This window comes from Arenibacter nanhaiticus, assembly GCF_900141935.1.
Taxonomy (GTDB): domain Bacteria; phylum Bacteroidota; class Bacteroidia; order Flavobacteriales; family Flavobacteriaceae; genus Arenibacter; species Arenibacter nanhaiticus.
This window is the reverse complement of sequence record NZ_FQYX01000028.1, coordinates 1-16,094: the sequence shown is the minus strand read 5'-3', so window position 1 is coordinate 16,094 and position 16,094 is coordinate 1. Positions and strand designations below refer to the sequence as shown.

Annotated in this window: 13 protein-coding genes and 2 pseudogenes; 6 read left to right on the top strand and 9 right to left on the bottom strand. The window is 38.5% G+C overall.

The window, feature by feature from the left end:
* Window positions 1-39 precede the first annotated feature (39 nt).
* The 6 genes and pseudogenes from BUA16_RS14470 (at window position 40) to BUA16_RS14445 (ending at window position 4,471) form a co-directional block, all read left to right on the top strand.
* On the top strand, window positions 40-1,644 hold the full coding sequence (locus BUA16_RS14470) for a type IV secretory system conjugative DNA transfer family protein (protein WP_072765467.1): 1,605 nt from the start codon (window positions 40-42) through the stop codon (window positions 1,642-1,644).
* 96 nt (window positions 1,645-1,740) lie between these two features.
* Window positions 1,741-2,502, top strand: a complete 762-nt coding sequence (locus BUA16_RS14465) for a phospholipase D family protein (protein WP_084668516.1) — start codon at window positions 1,741-1,743, stop codon at window positions 2,500-2,502.
* 292 nt (window positions 2,503-2,794) lie between these two features.
* Window positions 2,795-3,319: a YozE family protein gene (locus BUA16_RS14460; RefSeq protein ID WP_072765466.1), complete on the top strand. Its 525-nt coding sequence runs from the start codon at window positions 2,795-2,797 to the stop codon at window positions 3,317-3,319.
* 194 nt (window positions 3,320-3,513) lie between these two features.
* Window positions 3,514-3,762 carry a type II toxin-antitoxin system Phd/YefM family antitoxin gene (locus BUA16_RS14455; RefSeq protein WP_072765465.1) on the top strand — a complete coding sequence of 83 codons (249 nt, stop codon included), beginning with the start codon at window positions 3,514-3,516 and terminating at the stop codon, window positions 3,760-3,762.
* Window positions 3,763-4,022, top strand: a pseudogene (locus tag BUA16_RS14450) (Txe/YoeB family addiction module toxin).
* Window positions 4,023-4,150: 128 nt separating this feature from the next.
* A complete protein-coding gene (locus BUA16_RS14445; protein ID WP_143150525.1) occupies window positions 4,151-4,471 on the top strand; it encodes a hypothetical protein in 321 nt (106 codons plus the stop codon).
* A gap of 479 nt (window positions 4,472-4,950) precedes the next feature.
* On the opposite strand, the gene BUA16_RS14440 is transcribed toward BUA16_RS14445, so the two are convergent.
* From BUA16_RS14440 to BUA16_RS14400, 9 genes and pseudogenes are all read right to left on the bottom strand, one after another.
* Entirely contained in the window at window positions 4,951-5,376 is a 426-nt protein-coding gene (locus BUA16_RS14440) for a lipocalin-like domain-containing protein (protein WP_084668515.1), read from the bottom strand.
* Between the two features lie 486 nt (window positions 5,377-5,862).
* On the bottom strand, window positions 5,863-7,821 hold the full coding sequence (locus tag BUA16_RS14435) for a heavy metal translocating P-type ATPase (protein ID WP_072765463.1): 1,959 nt from the start codon (window positions 7,819-7,821) through the stop codon (window positions 5,863-5,865).
* Window position 7,822: 1 nt separating this feature from the next.
* Window positions 7,823-8,180: pseudogene (locus BUA16_RS14430) on the bottom strand (DUF3703 domain-containing protein).
* A 52-nt stretch (window positions 8,181-8,232) separates the two neighbouring features.
* Window positions 8,233-8,649: a Fur family transcriptional regulator gene (locus BUA16_RS14425; protein ID WP_072765462.1), complete on the bottom strand. Its 417-nt coding sequence runs from the start codon at window positions 8,647-8,649 to the stop codon at window positions 8,233-8,235.
* 4 nt (window positions 8,650-8,653) lie between these two features.
* Window positions 8,654-8,992 carry a P-II family nitrogen regulator gene (locus tag BUA16_RS14420; RefSeq protein ID WP_072765461.1) on the bottom strand — a complete coding sequence of 113 codons (339 nt, stop codon included), beginning with the start codon at window positions 8,990-8,992 and terminating at the stop codon, window positions 8,654-8,656.
* 115 nt (window positions 8,993-9,107) lie between these two features.
* On the bottom strand, window positions 9,108-10,367 hold the full coding sequence (locus BUA16_RS14415) for an efflux RND transporter periplasmic adaptor subunit (protein WP_072765494.1): 1,260 nt from the start codon (window positions 10,365-10,367) through the stop codon (window positions 9,108-9,110).
* A 16-nt stretch (window positions 10,368-10,383) separates the two neighbouring features.
* Window positions 10,384-14,799, bottom strand: a complete 4,416-nt coding sequence (locus BUA16_RS14410; RefSeq protein WP_072765460.1) for a CusA/CzcA family heavy metal efflux RND transporter — start codon at window positions 14,797-14,799, stop codon at window positions 10,384-10,386.
* Window positions 14,800-14,916: 117 nt separating this feature from the next.
* Window positions 14,917-15,312 carry a hypothetical protein gene (locus BUA16_RS14405; RefSeq protein WP_226789943.1) on the bottom strand — a complete coding sequence of 132 codons (396 nt, stop codon included), beginning with the start codon at window positions 15,310-15,312 and terminating at the stop codon, window positions 14,917-14,919.
* Window positions 15,313-15,827: 515 nt separating this feature from the next.
* Window positions 15,828-16,094, bottom strand: a 267-nt coding sequence (locus tag BUA16_RS14400; RefSeq protein WP_143150524.1) for a transposase, incomplete at its 5' end; no start/stop codon positions are given.

The window sequence follows — 16,094 nt, the reverse complement described above, 5'->3', positions numbered from 1 at the left end:
ATGAAGCCTGTGTTTTCAATAAAATAAATCTAAGATAGGATGATGACAATTTCAATTTTAATACCTGTAAGTATCTATGGCTTTGCCATAGCTTTGGAATACCTGTCTTTCAAATGCTATGAGCAGCCGTTTGCTGTTAATCTGCTGATTATATCACTGCTAGGGATTGTTTTGCAATCGATGCATGGTTGGCAGGTTTTTGCCTCGATGATGTTAGTCTGGTTATTGCCCTTCCAAGTAATAAATTTGGGGCTTTTTATATACTTCAATTATGATCTGAAAGCTCCTAAGGCATCTAAAACATATCGTGTAAAGTTCAGTTTATTAAACGGTAGCCTGGTGCTAAAGAATATTCGGAGAGGGGCTTCCATTATAGGATCGGCAGGAAGTGGTAAAACAGAAAGTGTGGTCTACAATTTTCTAAAACACTTTAGTCAACAACAGTTCTCGGGTGTAATCCATGACTATAAAAATTTTGAGATCACCGAGATGGCCTACCCATTGTTTATCGATTCCAAAATTCCATTTCATATTATTTCCTTTGATGATATCCATTGCAGGGTAAACCCCATAGCGCCTAGATATATGGAAGACGAGGAAAGCGTCAACGAGGTTTCCCGGGTGCTTTTAGAGAACCTTTTGGAGCAGCGGGAATCTATTGCCATGGGTTCGTCAAAGTTCTTTAACGACGCTGTGGAAGGGCTCCTTGGGGGGCTTATCTGGAAGCTTAAGACGAGCCATGAGGAATATTGTACCCTGCCACATTTGATAGCCACCTTTCAATACTTGGATACCGATAATCTGATAGAGTTTTTGAGCTCTGATTATACCTCCAAGGCCATGGCAAATGCATTTATTTCTGGCAAGGATTCCGAACGTCAAACGGCGGGGGTAATGAGTACGTTGGCCAATGCCCTTAAGAAAATTAGTACCCAACGCATATTTATGACCCTTTCTGCGGACGAGGTGCCATTGGATCTCAATAATCCCGAACATCCCTCCGTAGTTTCTATAATTAACAATCCAAAATTTGAGACGGCATATTCTCCTGTGATAGCAACGCTAATACATACCATCACAAAACAATTGAGTACCCGTGGACGTCGGCCCTCCTTTGTGCTCATGGAAGAGGCGCCAACTATTCGGTTGCTGAATATGCACAGGATTCCGGCAACCTTGAGAAGTTATGATATTGCCACCATATATGTGTTACAAGATAAAATCCAAAACGATATGATGTATGGAGACAAGGCCAGTAGAGCAATCCTTAGTAACCTTTCCTATCAGTTCTTTGGCAAGGCGAACGATCCGGATACGGCTAGATATTACGAACGTTTTTTTGAAATCGTGAAACGGCCTACCAAAAGTGTTAGTACGGGAGAGAATACGCTAGGGTTTGACACTAGGATAACAAAAGGGGAGAGGGAGGTCAGTAAAATCCGGGCAGAGGAATTTTTTAAGTTGAAGGAAGGCGAGTTCATTGCTTTTGCCGACGGTAAGGATAAAAAAGTTCGTTTCCCGAAACCTTCCATTGCTAAAGCCCTGCCCATGCCCAAGTTTCAACATGGGGATGGTGCGATAAAGGAAAACTTTGATCGAATTCATTTGGAGGTGAGGCAGTTTCTTCGGCTTCAAAATAAATAAAATAATTGGTTAATAACTAATTGGTTGTAAGCGAAATACGCTTTGAATTCTGCCGCGAATTTTGTAAATTATTAGCTATCCATAAATCTGAAAATCATGTATTATAATAAGGCAATTTGTGATGTGTATATCGGTACCGGAGCCGGAAAAAAACTGATGGAAGAAATCGAGAATGCTAAACGATCCGTTAAAGTAGTATCTCCTTTTCTATCTCCTTTTTTAGTAAAAAAGTTGATCAACCTCCACTACAATAATATCAATGTGCAGTTGATTACCATGGATACGATAGAGGATTTTTATGGTGACAGACAAAGGAACATTCACCAACTTATTATTCAGGACAGGACAATAGATAAAGAGGCAGAAGAGCTGCGTTTAAAGTGGAGGAAAAGAAAACGACTGTTGCTCTATTTGGTAATCGTAGGGATCCTTGTGACATGTGCCATAGCATTTATGTATCAAGACCGATTAATTTTATTGGGGATTATGCCATTGGTCCCAGTATGGACATTGGTGCGGAGTTACACTTCGAAAATAAAGAATGCCAAAATCTATCAGTATACCTATCGGCAGTTATTTCCGTTCAAGGTATTCACAACGCCTACCAGTAACTCTTATCCCCATCGTTTTATCCATGGAAAAATGTATCTGATAGATGATGAAATCGCCTATTTGGGATCCTTGAATTTTACGGGAGGTGGAACCCAAAAAAATTATGAAACCCGAATCCGGATTGCCGATGGGAAAGCAATCAAGGAACTGGTCACTGAATTTAAAACCCTGTTCTACAATGAAGATTACCAGGAAAAGTGCCTAACCGAATGGGGAAGGGAACTGTATTTGGAGCCGGCGAATTGAGGGGATAGGGAGGTTACCCATAGAGGCTTCCTATACATGCGTTTAAACAGAAATATTATAATTGGGCCTGTAAATTAAACTCTGTCTGATCTTTTATTTTAGAAACCCATGAGTAGCTCAACAATATTTCTAGGATTTAATAAATCCTGCTTTCTGTTTCATTTTATATAGAAAAATTTGATAAATCTTTTAAGACTCTAGGTGAATCGGTTGGTGAATTATCATCCGCAAAAGAGGAGAAGTAGCATAATGAATATTTTTTTTATAAAAACAATCTAATAAACACTATATTATGACTTTAAGGAAATACATACAAGAATGTTCTAAGAAAGATAGCCATATCGGAGATTTAGCTAATGATATTTTAAGGGACAACGACTTCCCATTTAAAAAACACGAAAATGAGATTTGGAAATATTTAGATTCTAAAACCTTGTTAGGAGGGACCAATGACATTTTTTTGGAGTTTTGGAAGGAATACCAAAAGATCAAGGATGAAAAAAGAAAAAATCTATCCGGTTGGTCTCATAGCATAATTGCCACTGAATGCAATACTGTAGTTAGTATTACTAATAGAGATTTTAATGATCCGCTAGCTGGGTTTTTACACGAGCTATTTGATATTACTTTGAATACTCAAAGAAATAGAATCGTAACCCACATAAAAACAGTTGGTGCCGAACAATTGACTGAGGTTTTGAGAATATTTAATGACTACCAGCAGTATAAAGAAATAGAATTTCTTAAACCCTGTTTGAGTTATCTGCGTAAAAATGATTCTGTGAATAGCTTAACCCTGACTTTTCATAATAACTAATACTTAAGAATTGACGGGTAAATTTCTATTCAGTTGAGCGAAGTCTCGAATTTGGTGGACATGGCGACTTTTGACAGTATCATAATATCTAGGGAGGGATATTATTCCTTCCCGGACCAAGGGGTTTTATAAGCCCTTTTTTTTGCCGATTATTTTATACCTATGGATTTATGTACATTAATTATCTTTATAGTATGGAAACGGTAAATTACTCAGACTTTCGTTCTAACCTGAAGTATTGGTTCGATAAAGTAATCAATGATGTAAGCGATGTCATTATCAAGCGTAAAAACGGTAAGGACCTTGTTTTGATTTCATTGGATGAATACAATTCATTAAAGGAGACTACCTATCTTTTGACTGGGAAAAACAGGGATGTTTTATTAAATTCTATCAAAGAACTGGAAACAGGTAAAGGAATGGAAAAAGACTTGATCGAATAGATGAAATTAACTTGGTCTAGTTCTTCTTGGGAAGATTATTTGATTTGGCAAAAAGTCGGTAAGAAAATAGTAAAACGAATCAACGAACTTATTAAAAGTTGTATGCGGACACCTTTTGAAGGGATAGGGAAACCCGAAGCCTTGAAGGGAGATTTACAAGGATATTGGTCCTGGCGAATTACCACAGAACATCATTGGTCTACAAATATGAAAATGAACAATTATTGATAGCGGCTTGTCGTTATCATTATGGCAAATAACCCCCAGGACACTTATTAAACAAGCGCAGGAGGCTTTAGGAAAAATTGTACCCATCACTGTGAAAGAGTTGGTCAAGTATGGGTATTATCAGAAATAAACCCCTTATTTTCGAATTTTTAAAAAAACCATGATGACAATAGAAGATCTTATCTTGCCAGAATTTATTTTCGGAGAGTTCCCCATAAAGGACGACAGCTTTAACGATCAGCGCCAGTTTATTATCCATAAGGGAACATCCCTTATCGAGGTACTAGCGCAGGATGAATTTACCAATGTAGTTTTTGACGATAAAACGGGCAAGCAATATTCCTATTTCGGGGAGGATTTTACCTTATTCTATCAGACCAACAATACCGCTGCTTCTGGTCAAAACGAAATGGAGGTTTTGGACCGAGCCTGGGAATGGTACCGGGAATATTTGATATGGGAGGACACTCAAGAGGACTAAACCTTGGCAAATTTAGAAATGGAAACAATCCATTACAAACCCCAGAGAAATATCAAAACGTAAAATACTTTTGACCTTTGCCGGGCCAGTTTACCACCAGGGCATTTCCAAACTGCATATGGTTCAATATTAATGAATATAAAAAAGTGAGTTGGGGGTACTTTTGAATAGTTTTCAAAGGGGAAAAGATCGAACCTAACACAAAGATCCTATAAAAAAGCGGAAATACCCTTACAGTAATTCCGCTTTTCGATTCAAACTTGCGTTTGCTTTTTTCGAAGGAAAAAATACGGATTTTCTTTTAACTTCTTCAGGCGGTCCGTTTTCCAGGGAAATTCATTTTTCTGTGGACTGTGTAAGAAAGAGGCATTCTTATACCTATTCAAAACATTCCCCATAGAAAAAAACCGGATCTGTCAACCAGATAACTCAACCCTAGCTTGTCGGAGGGCCAACCTTAGTTATTGGCGCTACTTTTTTTATTCTTTGGTGTATTCAAATCGATATTCCCCATTTTTCAAAATCAAACTATCTTTAGTTAGTTTATCAATAATGTAGGTTTCATCATCAATAAAGGATGTACCATTTCCAATACTTTCAACAGTGAAGGTGATTTGGTTTCCTTGTACTTCCCAAGTTTTATAGAGTAAAGTTTTCATATTGTCAGAACTAGCGGAGCCATCTTTAAAAAGCGTGAAATGTAATGCAAATTCAGAATAGTCTTTCCAAGATCCGACAAGAAGATCTTTATCTATAGTAGAACTCTGTTTGTCTTCGTTTTGTATTTCAAAGGTGATTTCGCTTTCGGGGGTATTTTTTCTTTCGTTTCTACAAGAACCCAATAAGTGTATTCCAATTAGCAATAGGATTGGAATTGCCCTTGTCTTGATTACTAAATTTTTCATTGTTTTGTGACGATGTTAATGTTTATATAGTTTTAACAGCTAAATTATTTTGATTGATCTTAATAGAACGATGGCTAGTTATATCCAAATAACACAAACTGCATTTTGGGCAACTACTTTACTAAGACTATATGGTCATCTGCATATAAATGTTAGATCCAATATTATTACAATTATAAGGAGAAAAAAGACGACTAAAGGAATGAATCGACAAGTACGTTTAAAAATCCCATGAAGTAAACCATTGGAATTTTATGAAGTCTAAAAAAAAGCAGGGTCTACGTAATCTTTACTATACAGTGTTTTATTACTTGAAAAGAAGGTAAAAAAATAAAAAAAACAGCCTCAAAAAGAATGTAGCAAGAACAGCGATGAAGATCGTTACAATAGGTAGAATACCTACTATTTTATCTTTTTTTTAGAGTTGGTATTTTCAGCAGTTTTCCATGTTTATTCTTCTATTTCTACGATTTTGCGACATCATTTTTATTTCCACTTCATATTCTGTAGCCTAACAGCATTCAAAATTGCCAATAGAGCCACTCCCACATCCGCAAAAACTGCCTCCCACATTGTTGCAACACCGCCAGCACCCAAAATCAGAACTACTGCTTTCACCCCAAATGCCAAACCAATGTTTTGCCAAACGATGCGCCGTGTGGAACGGCCAATTTTAACAGCTTTTGCAAATTTACTGGGTTGGTCCGTTTGAATAATAACGTCTGCTGTTTCAATAGCTACATCGCTGCCCAATCCGCCCATTGCAACACCTACATCACTTACAGCTAACACCGGCGCATCATTTATACCATCACCCATAAAGGCCAACTTATTGTTTTTTGCAGACATCAATTTTTCGACTTCGTTCAATTTATCTTCCGGAAGCAGACCACCTTTCGCCCAATCCATGCCCAATTCTTTGGCAACTTGTTGGGTAATGGGATCCTTGTCCCCTGAAAGCATTATGATTTTTGAAATTCCCGACTCTCTAATTTGCTTAATGGCCTGTTGCGCATCGTCCTTCAACTCGTCCGCAATGGTTACATATCCGGCCAATTTCCCTTCAATGGAAATCATTACGATCGACTCTACGATGTTGTCGGTCTCAACTGGCACTTCCAAATTGTTTGAGGTCATCAATGCCTTATTCCCGACCAAAACTGTTTTGCCGTTTACTGTTCCTTTCAATCCTTTTCCTGCTATTTCACTTACTTCGGAAGCTTGAAAACTGTCGCCATCGGCTTTATATTCCATAATGGCCCTGGCAATGGGATGGGTGGATTGTTCTTCCATAGCCATTAAGTATTTCATCATTTCGGGTTCGCTCAATGACCCACTGCTTATAACGACATTTTTAATTTTAAAAACACCTTTGGTCACGGTGCCGGTCTTGTCCATCACTACGGTGGTTACCCTTGTCATTTCATCTAAAAAGGACGCCCCTTTAAAAAGGATCCCATTTTTTGAAGCTGCCCCCAAACCGCCAAAATAGCCCAACGGGATTGAGATTACTAGAGCACAGGGACAGGAAATGACCAAGAAGATCAATGCTCTGTACAACCATTCGCGAAAAACATAATCGGATACAAAAAAGTAGGACAAAATAGTCAATGCAATTGCCAAGAATACTACGATGGGGGTATAGATCCTTGCAAACTTTCTGATAAACAATTCGGTTTTTGATTTACGCGCGGTGGCGTTTTGGACCATATCCAGAATTCGGGCAATCGAACTATCCTTAAATTCTTTGGTGGTCTCGATTTCAATTACGCCATCCAGGTTGATGGTTCCTGAAAATACTTTTTCGCCCTTCACAATCGTATCGGGTTTGCTTTCCCCTGTTAATGCTGCAGTATTAAATGAACCTTTTTCAGATAGTAAAATACCGTCCAAAGGGATTTTTTCGCCAACGCGTACCTGTACTTTTTCGCCAATAGCAACGGTCTCCGGACTTACTGAAATATAGTCGTTATTCCGATATACCCGAGCTTCATTGGGTCGTACATCGAGCAATGCTTTTATATTGCCTTTGGCACGATTGACCGCGGCATTTTGGAAGAGCTCGCCAACCGCATAAAAAAGCATTACTGCCACACCTTCAGGATATTCGCCAATGGCGAATGCACCTAAGGTGGCAATGGACATCAATAAAAACTCAGTAAACACATCTCCTTTTTTGATGCTTTCCCATCCTGCTTTTACTACTGGAAGACCAACTGGCAAATAAGCAATTCCATACCAAGTAATGCGAATCCAATCCTTGAAAAAGGTAACATCAAAATAGTCTAACCCAATACCAATAATTAGCATTGTAAAACTTATGATTGCTGGAATATAGGCTTTGATTTGACTTGAATTGCCACTATGATCTTGAGCACCATCCTGACTCTGTTGCTCTTTGGAATTTGGTTTTAGATCCCTTAAATTGACTTTCTTTTTTTTCATTTTACTTGAATAAATTTTTAATATCAATTGGAATAGGTATCGCTTTTAATGGTGGTACATTTGCACCTCCAGTATTGCCAAGCGGGACGTGATTTATAAAAAGATTTCCAACCACCATCAACTAACCTTATTATTAGTCCAAATACCTCTTTGTTGTCTTTTTGCATTAAACCAAACTTTAGCATTAACCAATGCGAACAGGTGTGCTTGATTGGGTAAGATTGACCTATAATTTGGCTTCTTTCTAAATGATACCAAGCATCGCTATACTGCTTTTTACTTAAATAATAGCGGTAGTGCCCCAATTCTTTACTATATGCCTGTTTAAGATGTTTAGGTGTTTTTATATAAAACTTCATATCCATTAATTTTGGAGAAAATAGTTTAATAGTTAGTGCAATGGAAGTGCATTTATCGTCCATTGCATTTATCGCAAATGCCCTTTACCACCAAATTCACATTCTCTGCCTTAAAACCTTCGGGCAAATTGATATGTGGTATTTTATGCTCTGTTAAACAAACTGTTTCATTACAATTTGCACAATGAAAATGCAGGTGTAGATCAGTATCCACTTCACAATTGCAATTCTCTTCACAAATAGCATATTTGGTACTACCGGTACCATCATCTATTTGATGGGCGACACCATTTTCAACAAAGGTTTTTAGGGTGCGGTACAATGTTGTCCTATCCGAATTATGAAAGTTCGCTTCAATATCGATCAAACTGACCGTTACTTTTTTGCTTAGGAGATATTGTAGGACCAACAAACGCATTGCAGTGGGTCTTACGTTATTATTCTCCAGTATTTGCTCTAAATCAGACATTTTGTTATAAATCAAAGGGTTTTAAAGAATCTCCCGTTTTAATCTGAAAGGCGTCTTCAATATCCGACAAATAAATAATGCCGTCAGCAGGTTCTTCGGTATTGCCATTTGTTACAATAATATCAATTGCCGATTGGGCTTCTTCATTTTGACATACCAACTCAATTTTTATTACTGGACTATTGGTAATATAAAAATCTAAGGATGGTCTTGCTCCTTTAGCCTTAAAAGCCCCAGTGCCTTCTGCTTGTGAAAGGGTCATACTTTTAAACCCATTATCTGTTAGGGCCTCAATAATTTTTTGTATCCTGTTTGGTTTTACAAATGCTTTTATTTCTTTCATAATTATGAATCTTTAAAATGTTAATCGATTTTGAACCGAGCCTGTTCTTTAATTTTTAACTAACTAATTAAGACGATAAACAAACTTGGAATCAAAATCTTTGCTAATTATTGAATTAATGGTCGTGTTCCAATTCCCCTTTAATCATTTCTGAAGATAGGTTATAAGCTCCTTTGATAACTACTTTAGCATCTTTTGAAACTTCGGAAGGAAGATTCACTCCAACAAAGCCTAAATCAGTAATACCAACCGTTACGGGTATCATTTTGAATCTCATTTTGTTTGCTTCCATTTTTTCATCTTCATCGAGAATAAAAATAAAGGAATGCTCGCCTTCTTTTATAATGGCAGCTTCGGGTATGGCAAAACCTTTTTTTTCGCCCTGGACTATGCGCCCTTGCACGTACATACCCGGCAATAGATTTTTATCCTCGTTTTGGATATCTGCCAGAACTTCTAAAGCTTTTGGCTCGGTGTTAAAGGTCTGTCCAATAGAGCGAACGGATGCCTTAAACAATTCATCTGGACGGGAAGCGGTTGAAAAATGTATCTGTTGCCCTTTTTCGATTTGCCTTATGTCCTTCTCATATACCTTCAGATTGACATAAATCTTCGAGTTATCGCTTATTGAGAACATTCTGGATTGTGGTGCCACATAATCGCCAAGGCTAATCATTACTTCATCCACATAGCCACTTATGGGTGTGGTAATGGGAACAGCGGAATATATCTGGCCTTCAGCCACTTTGTCAGGATTGATGCCCAACAGTCTCAATTGGGACCGCAAACCATTGACGCTGGATGTTGTGGAACGAAATTTTGACTGCGCCATCTGAAATTCCTTTCCAGAAGAAACACCTTTATCATAAAGGGTCTGCTTGCGCTCAAAATCCTGTTTCAAAAAGACCAGTTCATCATTTTTTTCCTGATATTCCTGTTGCATTGCAATGATATCTGGGTGTTCTATATATGCCAACACCTGTCCTTTGCTTACGTTATCTCCAGGTATTACTTTTATGGAACTCACATTTCCACCAACAAACGGACTGATGTTCGCCTTATCCTGTGGGAAAAGTTCCAGCATACCTGTTACCTTAATGTTGTTCCCTAAATTCCGTTCCTCCAGAGGCTTCGTTTCCAAACCGATGGTTTCAGCCTGTTGCTTTGTAAGTTCGACGACGCCTTCTTCCTCGCTGTGACCACCTTCTTCTTCTCCTTCATCGTGGCCTTCTTCTCCGTGTGTATCTTCGCCCCCAGCCTCGGTTTTTGATACGCCTTCAGCTTCGTTATGCCCAAATTCAGATTTTTGGCCATCGTTACAACTCATAAACATAAGTGTAAATAATACGGTACTTACTAATAGTATATTTTTCATTTCTCTTTTTTTAAGGTTATAAATTGCCCAATTGATATTGCATATCAATGGTTTGCTGGTTATACTGATTGATGTATTGTAAATGGGTCTGTTTAATGCGGATGGCACTGTTGAGAATCGTGATGTAATTGACGTAATCTATTTCGCCCTCTTTTGATGCCAGTTCTGCGGTTGTTATTTGTTCTTCCGCCAAAAGCAATGCGCCTTCTTCATAGTATGCAAGGATTTTTTTTGTTTTTTCCAATGATTTTAACAATTGGGAAACCTTGCTCTCGGTAACCGCTTTTTGCTCCAAATATTGATTCTCTGCTACCATTGCATCTGCCTTGGCTGCCTTGACTCTCGACTTCTGTGGAAAAAACCATAACGGAATACTAATACCTGCCTGATAGGTATTAAAGCCTGAAACATCATCCACAACCTGCCTGCCAAACGATAAACTGAATTTCGGTAGGAATTGCGATTTTTCAACGCCCACATTTGCTTTACTTACTTCAGCATTTTGCAAGGCATATTGCAACATTGGGTTATTTGCTACCGAAGTTGAATCCAACGTTGCTATAAAATCCAATGGCTCGTAAAAACCATCAACTGTTTCGATGGTTTCATCAGTTCCCAAATATTGTTTTAAAGCACGTTTGGCAATTTCAATATCATCAAAAGCTTGTTGTCTTAACACTTGAATCTGTTGAAACTCGGAAGAGGCTGAAATAAATTCCAACTTGCCTGTTTCTCCCGTGTCATACCGAAGTTGGGCAGCGGACTTAAAATTGGCATAAATACTGTCCAATTGGTCTGCAAAACGCAACTGTGCCTTGTAGTAATTAATTTGGTCATAGGCTTGCATCACATTGCGCACCAATTGTTGTTCACTGGCCACATAAAACTTTTCTCCCAAGGCAATGCGCTCTTTGTAAAACTTGGATTTCGAAAATCCGGAAAGCAAGTCAATATTGCCCTGTTGCACGCCAACTGTTGTCTGCACTCCAGGAAGATTATTGCCATATTCTTCTTTGCCCGTGAAAACTTGTGTGCTACCAAGGTCAAAACTCGTTCCCTTTAGTGCCTTTTCCCGTTCAATAAATGCCTGACTTTCCTTAAGTGATGGATAATTCTGTTTTGCCATAGCAATGGCCTCATCTACAGTCAAGGTTTTTGGAATTGTTCCATCTTGATTGATATCTTGGGCCACCGCGGTTCCAGAAGCCATCAAACCGCCAACCATCAACAATACGGTTACAATGTTCGTTGATTTGTTGACATAGCTTACACCTCCATCGTTATTGTTTCGTTCCTTTCTCGATTCAAGCCAATAATAAAGAATAGGAATAACCACCAAGGTCAGAAATGTTGCCGTAAGCATTCCTCCAATGACTACTGTCGCCAAAGGCCGCTGTACTTCTGCACCACCAGAGGTAGAAATCGCCATTGGGATAAAGCCCATAATTGTTGTAATGGCTGTTAATAAAATTGGACGTAAACGTTCGTGCGTAGCTTCGTATATACGCTTTTTTAAATCTGCCATTCCACTGTCTTTTAGTTCATTGAATTTGTTTATGAGTATGAGTCCGTTCAATACCGCAACTCCAAAGAGAACGATAAACCCGACTCCAGCCGAAATACTGAAAGGCATTCCACGAATCAACAAAACGAAAACCCCGCCAATGGCTGCCAAAGGAACCGCCATATAGATCATTAAGGCCTGTGAAAATGAATTCAAAGCAAAATAAAGCAGAACAAATATTGTGATTAGAACGATTGGCACTACAATCGTCAATCGTTCTGATGCACGTTGCAAGTTTTCGAACGAACCTCCGTAGGTTACAAAATAACCTGGTGGCAGTTTTACTTCCGTTTCCAGTTTTTGCTGAATTTCCTCAACCATCGATTTTACATCACGCATACGAACATTGACCCCTACCGAAATGCGACGCGAGGTATTATCCCTTGAAATCTGCATCGGTCCGGGTTTGTAACTGATATCTGCAACTTCCTTTAAAGGCACTTGAGCACCACTTGGTAAATCGATATAAAGGTTTTTAAGACTGTTTATGTCTTGTCTAAAGTCCTCCGCCAAACGAATGACCACATCAAAGCGTTTTTCGCCCTCAAAAATCACACCTGCGGCTTCTCCTGAAAACGATGCACTCACATAATCATTCAGCTTGTCAACGGTTACACCATATTGTGCCATTTTCGCACGGTTATATACCACCGTCATTTGTGGTAAACCACTTGTAGCCTCCACATTAATGTCAGCCGCTCCGGGAACGGTCCTAATTACTGCCGCGATTTCCTGTATCTTGTCTGCCAAAACGTCCAAATCTTCTCCGTACAATTTGATGGCCACGTCTTCACGGACACCTGTAAGCAATTCATTAAAACGAAGTTCTACAGGTTGTGTAAACACAAAATTTACGCCGGGAACTACTGAAATTTTTTCTTGAATCTTTTCTATGAGTTCTTCTTTACTATCTGCGGATGTCCATTTACTCTTGTCCTTTTCAAGAATAATGTAACTATCCGCAATATCCATAGGCATTGGGTCTGTAGGTATTTCGGCCACACCAATCCTTGAAACTACCGTTTTTACTTCTGGAAATTCATTGATTAAATTCTGAAGTTTTTTTGAAGCCTCAATGGATTCTGTAAGACTGCTCCCTGGTTTTATCAATGCTTGAAATGCAATATCGCCTTCATCAAATTTAGGGACAAATTCTGCTCCCATATTGCTAAATACAAATCCTGCAATCAAAAGCAAGGCAACCGCGCCTATAACCACACCTGCCCGAAAGCGAAGTGCAAAATTTAATATAGGCAGATAGATACGATTCAGAACCCCCATAATTTTATCACTGAACCTATCCATCTTGTTTTCAAATTTGGCAAACCAACTATTTTGATTTTTAGCAGGTTTTAAAAATAATGATGACATCATTGGGACATAGGTAAGACAAAGTATAATCGCTCCTAAAACTGCAAATCCGAAGGTAAATGCCATTGGCCGGAACATTTTCCCTTCCACACCGGTCAAAAACAGAATAGGTGTAAAAACTATAAGAACAATTAGTTGACCGAAGAAGGCAGAATTCATCATTTTACTTGAAGAGTCATAGACGATTTCATCCATTTCAGCTTGGATAATGGCGGTTGTGGATTTTTTCATCCGTTGATGAATGTGGAAAACCGCTCCTTCCACGATAATCACCGCACCATCTACAATAATCCCAAAATCGATCGCACCCAAGGACATTAAATTTGCCCAAATGCCAAATTGTTTCATCAAAATAAATGCAAATAATAGGCATAAAGGGATTATCGACGCTGCTATCAAGCCACCACGGAAGCTTCCTAAAAGCAAGACCAAAACAAATATGACAATAAGGGCACCTTCTATTAGATTTGTTTTAACGGTACTTGTGGTTGCCTCAATAAGTTCACTTCTACTTAAAAAGGTATCGATATAAACGCCTTCAGGTAAAGATTTTTGGATTTCGGTTATACGCTTTTCAACATTTTCTATAACGATACTTGGACTTTCGCCTTTCAGCATCAGTATTTGTCCACCAACAGATTCGTGGCCATCTTGGGTAAATGCACCATATCGCACCTGATTCCCATAGCCCACTTTTTCAGCGACATCCCGCACTAAAACAGGGCTTCCGTTTTGTGTGGTTACAACTGTGTTTTCCAAATCTTCAATGCTACGCGCCAAACCTTCGCCACGGATAAAATTGGCCTGATGGTTTTTTTCAATATAAGCACCACCAGTATTGGCATTGTTCACTTTAAGGGCTTCAAAAACCTGATTCATTGTAATGCCAAAACTTTTTAGTTTATCAGGATTTATGGCAACTTCATATTGTTTCACATAGCCTCCAAAAGCATTGACCTCGACAACTCCTGGGACTAATGCCATTTGTCGTTTTACAATCCAATCCTGTATGGTACGAAGCTCCATAGCATCGTATTTATCTTCGTAGCCTTCTTTTACTTTTAGGGTGTATTGGTAGATTTCGCCCAGACCCGTAGTTATTGGTGCCATAAATGGTGTGCCGAAGCCTTCGGGGATTTCGCCAGCAACTTCCGTTAATTTCTCCTGCACTAATTGCCGGGGAAGATAAGTACCTGCCTCGTCCTTAAAGACAATGGTAACCACAGACAGCCCAAAACGAGATACGGAACGCAGCTCGATAACGTCAGGAAGGTTTGCCATTGCTAACTCTACGGGATAGGTTACAAATTGCTCAATATCTTCAGTGCCCAAATTTGGGGCAACGGTTATAACCTGTACTTGGTTGTTGGTAATATCGGGTACAGAACCCAAATTTATAGTGGCCATAGACCAAATGCCCGTACCTACAAGTGCCACTATAAATAGCCCAATAATAAATTTATTATTAATGGAAAATGAAATGATTTTATTAATCATAGAAAATGTATTAATTCAGTTTAAACATCGCAATGCAAAGAGATGCAATGCGTTTATGATGCGATACTTACTTTTAAAAGCATCACGGTAGGATATAGCTATCCTAAAAAAACTGAATTATACTTTAGGGGGTTGGAAAAGCGATTCCAGATATCTGGAAGTGAAGTTTACTTTATGTAAGTTAAACTGTTTTTTCTCTTCAAACTTTAGTCGATTGGTTAAAGCCGAATTGTTGTTCGCAATAATTAATACTAAAGGGTGACAACATTGATGATGGGAATGGACTGGTGTATTCTCCTTATCTGGGTTATTATGATGCCCTTCATTTTTTGCATCATTGTCAATGTAATCTTCAACTACATATTCAAGGAAAGAGTCTCCATAAACTTTATGGTCTTGATAATGGGTAATAATGCTTGAAATTTCTTTAATTGGGCCACAAAAGTCCATATCAATGCTAATTCCCTGAAAAAAGAATAAAATTGACATTGATATGGAAAAGAATATTTTCATAAAGTTTGACAAATTTACGGATTAATGAGTGCAACTGTATTGCAAAAGGAGGAATATCTTAGTCCCATAAAACGACCGTGGCTGTTGAGAACTCATGTAAAAATATTTACAAGATATAATTTAGTCGGTTAAACTCAGTTTACTGTAATCTAGTATCCTGTACCAAATCATAAAGTACAAGTAATACCCTCTAAGAATATTTATTTATTGTTGTACCTGAAATACAACAGCCGAGATGTAAATCTAGGCTTTCCCTTTAAGTACTCGACTTAGGAATACAATCTTCACTCCAAAGAAAATGATTTTAAAACCCTGTTCCATAATGAAGATTACCAGGAAAAGAGCCTAGCAAAATAGGGCAGGGAACTGTATATGGAACTGGCGAATTGAGGGAGAATGATATTATTTTGATCGAAAATTAATGTCATTTTGAGGAGTATTAATAGATATGGGGCTTTTATAGACACTATCCCGTTAACTGTGTAAGTTTAAAATAACAGGGGTTGGACTTTTATCTAAAGTCTGACCCTTTTTTCATAGATCGTCAGGAACTGATTTAGGATGATTCCCCAGTTCCTTACTGGCATGGACCATTTTTTGGTCGCTTCCCTCACGGCCAAATATACGGATTTCATCACCGCATCGTCCGTAGGGAAGGAAAGTTTGTTCTTGGTATACTTTCTTATCTTCCCGTTCAGGTTCTCGATCAGGTTGGTAGTATAGATTATTTTCCTGATCTCTATCGGGAACTCAAAGAATACCGTGAGCTCTTCCCAGTTGTC

Coding starts and splice junctions, on each gene's coding strand:
- BUA16_RS14470 (WP_072765467.1), top strand. CDS start 40: ATGATGACAATTTCAATTTTAATACCTGTAAGTATCTATGGCTTTGCC.
- BUA16_RS14465 (WP_084668516.1), top strand. CDS start 1,741: ATGTATTATAATAAGGCAATTTGTGATGTGTATATCGGTACCGGAGCC.
- BUA16_RS14460 (WP_072765466.1), top strand. CDS start 2,795: ATGACTTTAAGGAAATACATACAAGAATGTTCTAAGAAAGATAGCCAT.
- BUA16_RS14455 (WP_072765465.1), top strand. CDS start 3,514: ATGGAAACGGTAAATTACTCAGACTTTCGTTCTAACCTGAAGTATTGG.
- BUA16_RS14445 (WP_143150525.1), top strand. CDS start 4,151: ATGATGACAATAGAAGATCTTATCTTGCCAGAATTTATTTTCGGAGAG.
- BUA16_RS14440 (WP_084668515.1), bottom strand. CDS start 5,376: ATGAAAAATTTAGTAATCAAGACAAGGGCAATTCCAATCCTATTGCTA.
- BUA16_RS14435 (WP_072765463.1), bottom strand. CDS start 7,821: ATGAAAAAAAAGAAAGTCAATTTAAGGGATCTAAAACCAAATTCCAAA.
- BUA16_RS14425 (WP_072765462.1), bottom strand. CDS start 8,649: ATGTCTGATTTAGAGCAAATACTGGAGAATAATAACGTAAGACCCACT.
- BUA16_RS14420 (WP_072765461.1), bottom strand. CDS start 8,992: ATGAAAGAAATAAAAGCATTTGTAAAACCAAACAGGATACAAAAAATT.
- BUA16_RS14415 (WP_072765494.1), bottom strand. CDS start 10,367: ATGAAAAATATACTATTAGTAAGTACCGTATTATTTACACTTATGTTT.
- BUA16_RS14410 (WP_072765460.1), bottom strand. CDS start 14,799: ATGATTAATAAAATCATTTCATTTTCCATTAATAATAAATTTATTATT.
- BUA16_RS14405 (WP_226789943.1), bottom strand. CDS start 15,312: ATGAAAATATTCTTTTCCATATCAATGTCAATTTTATTCTTTTTTCAG.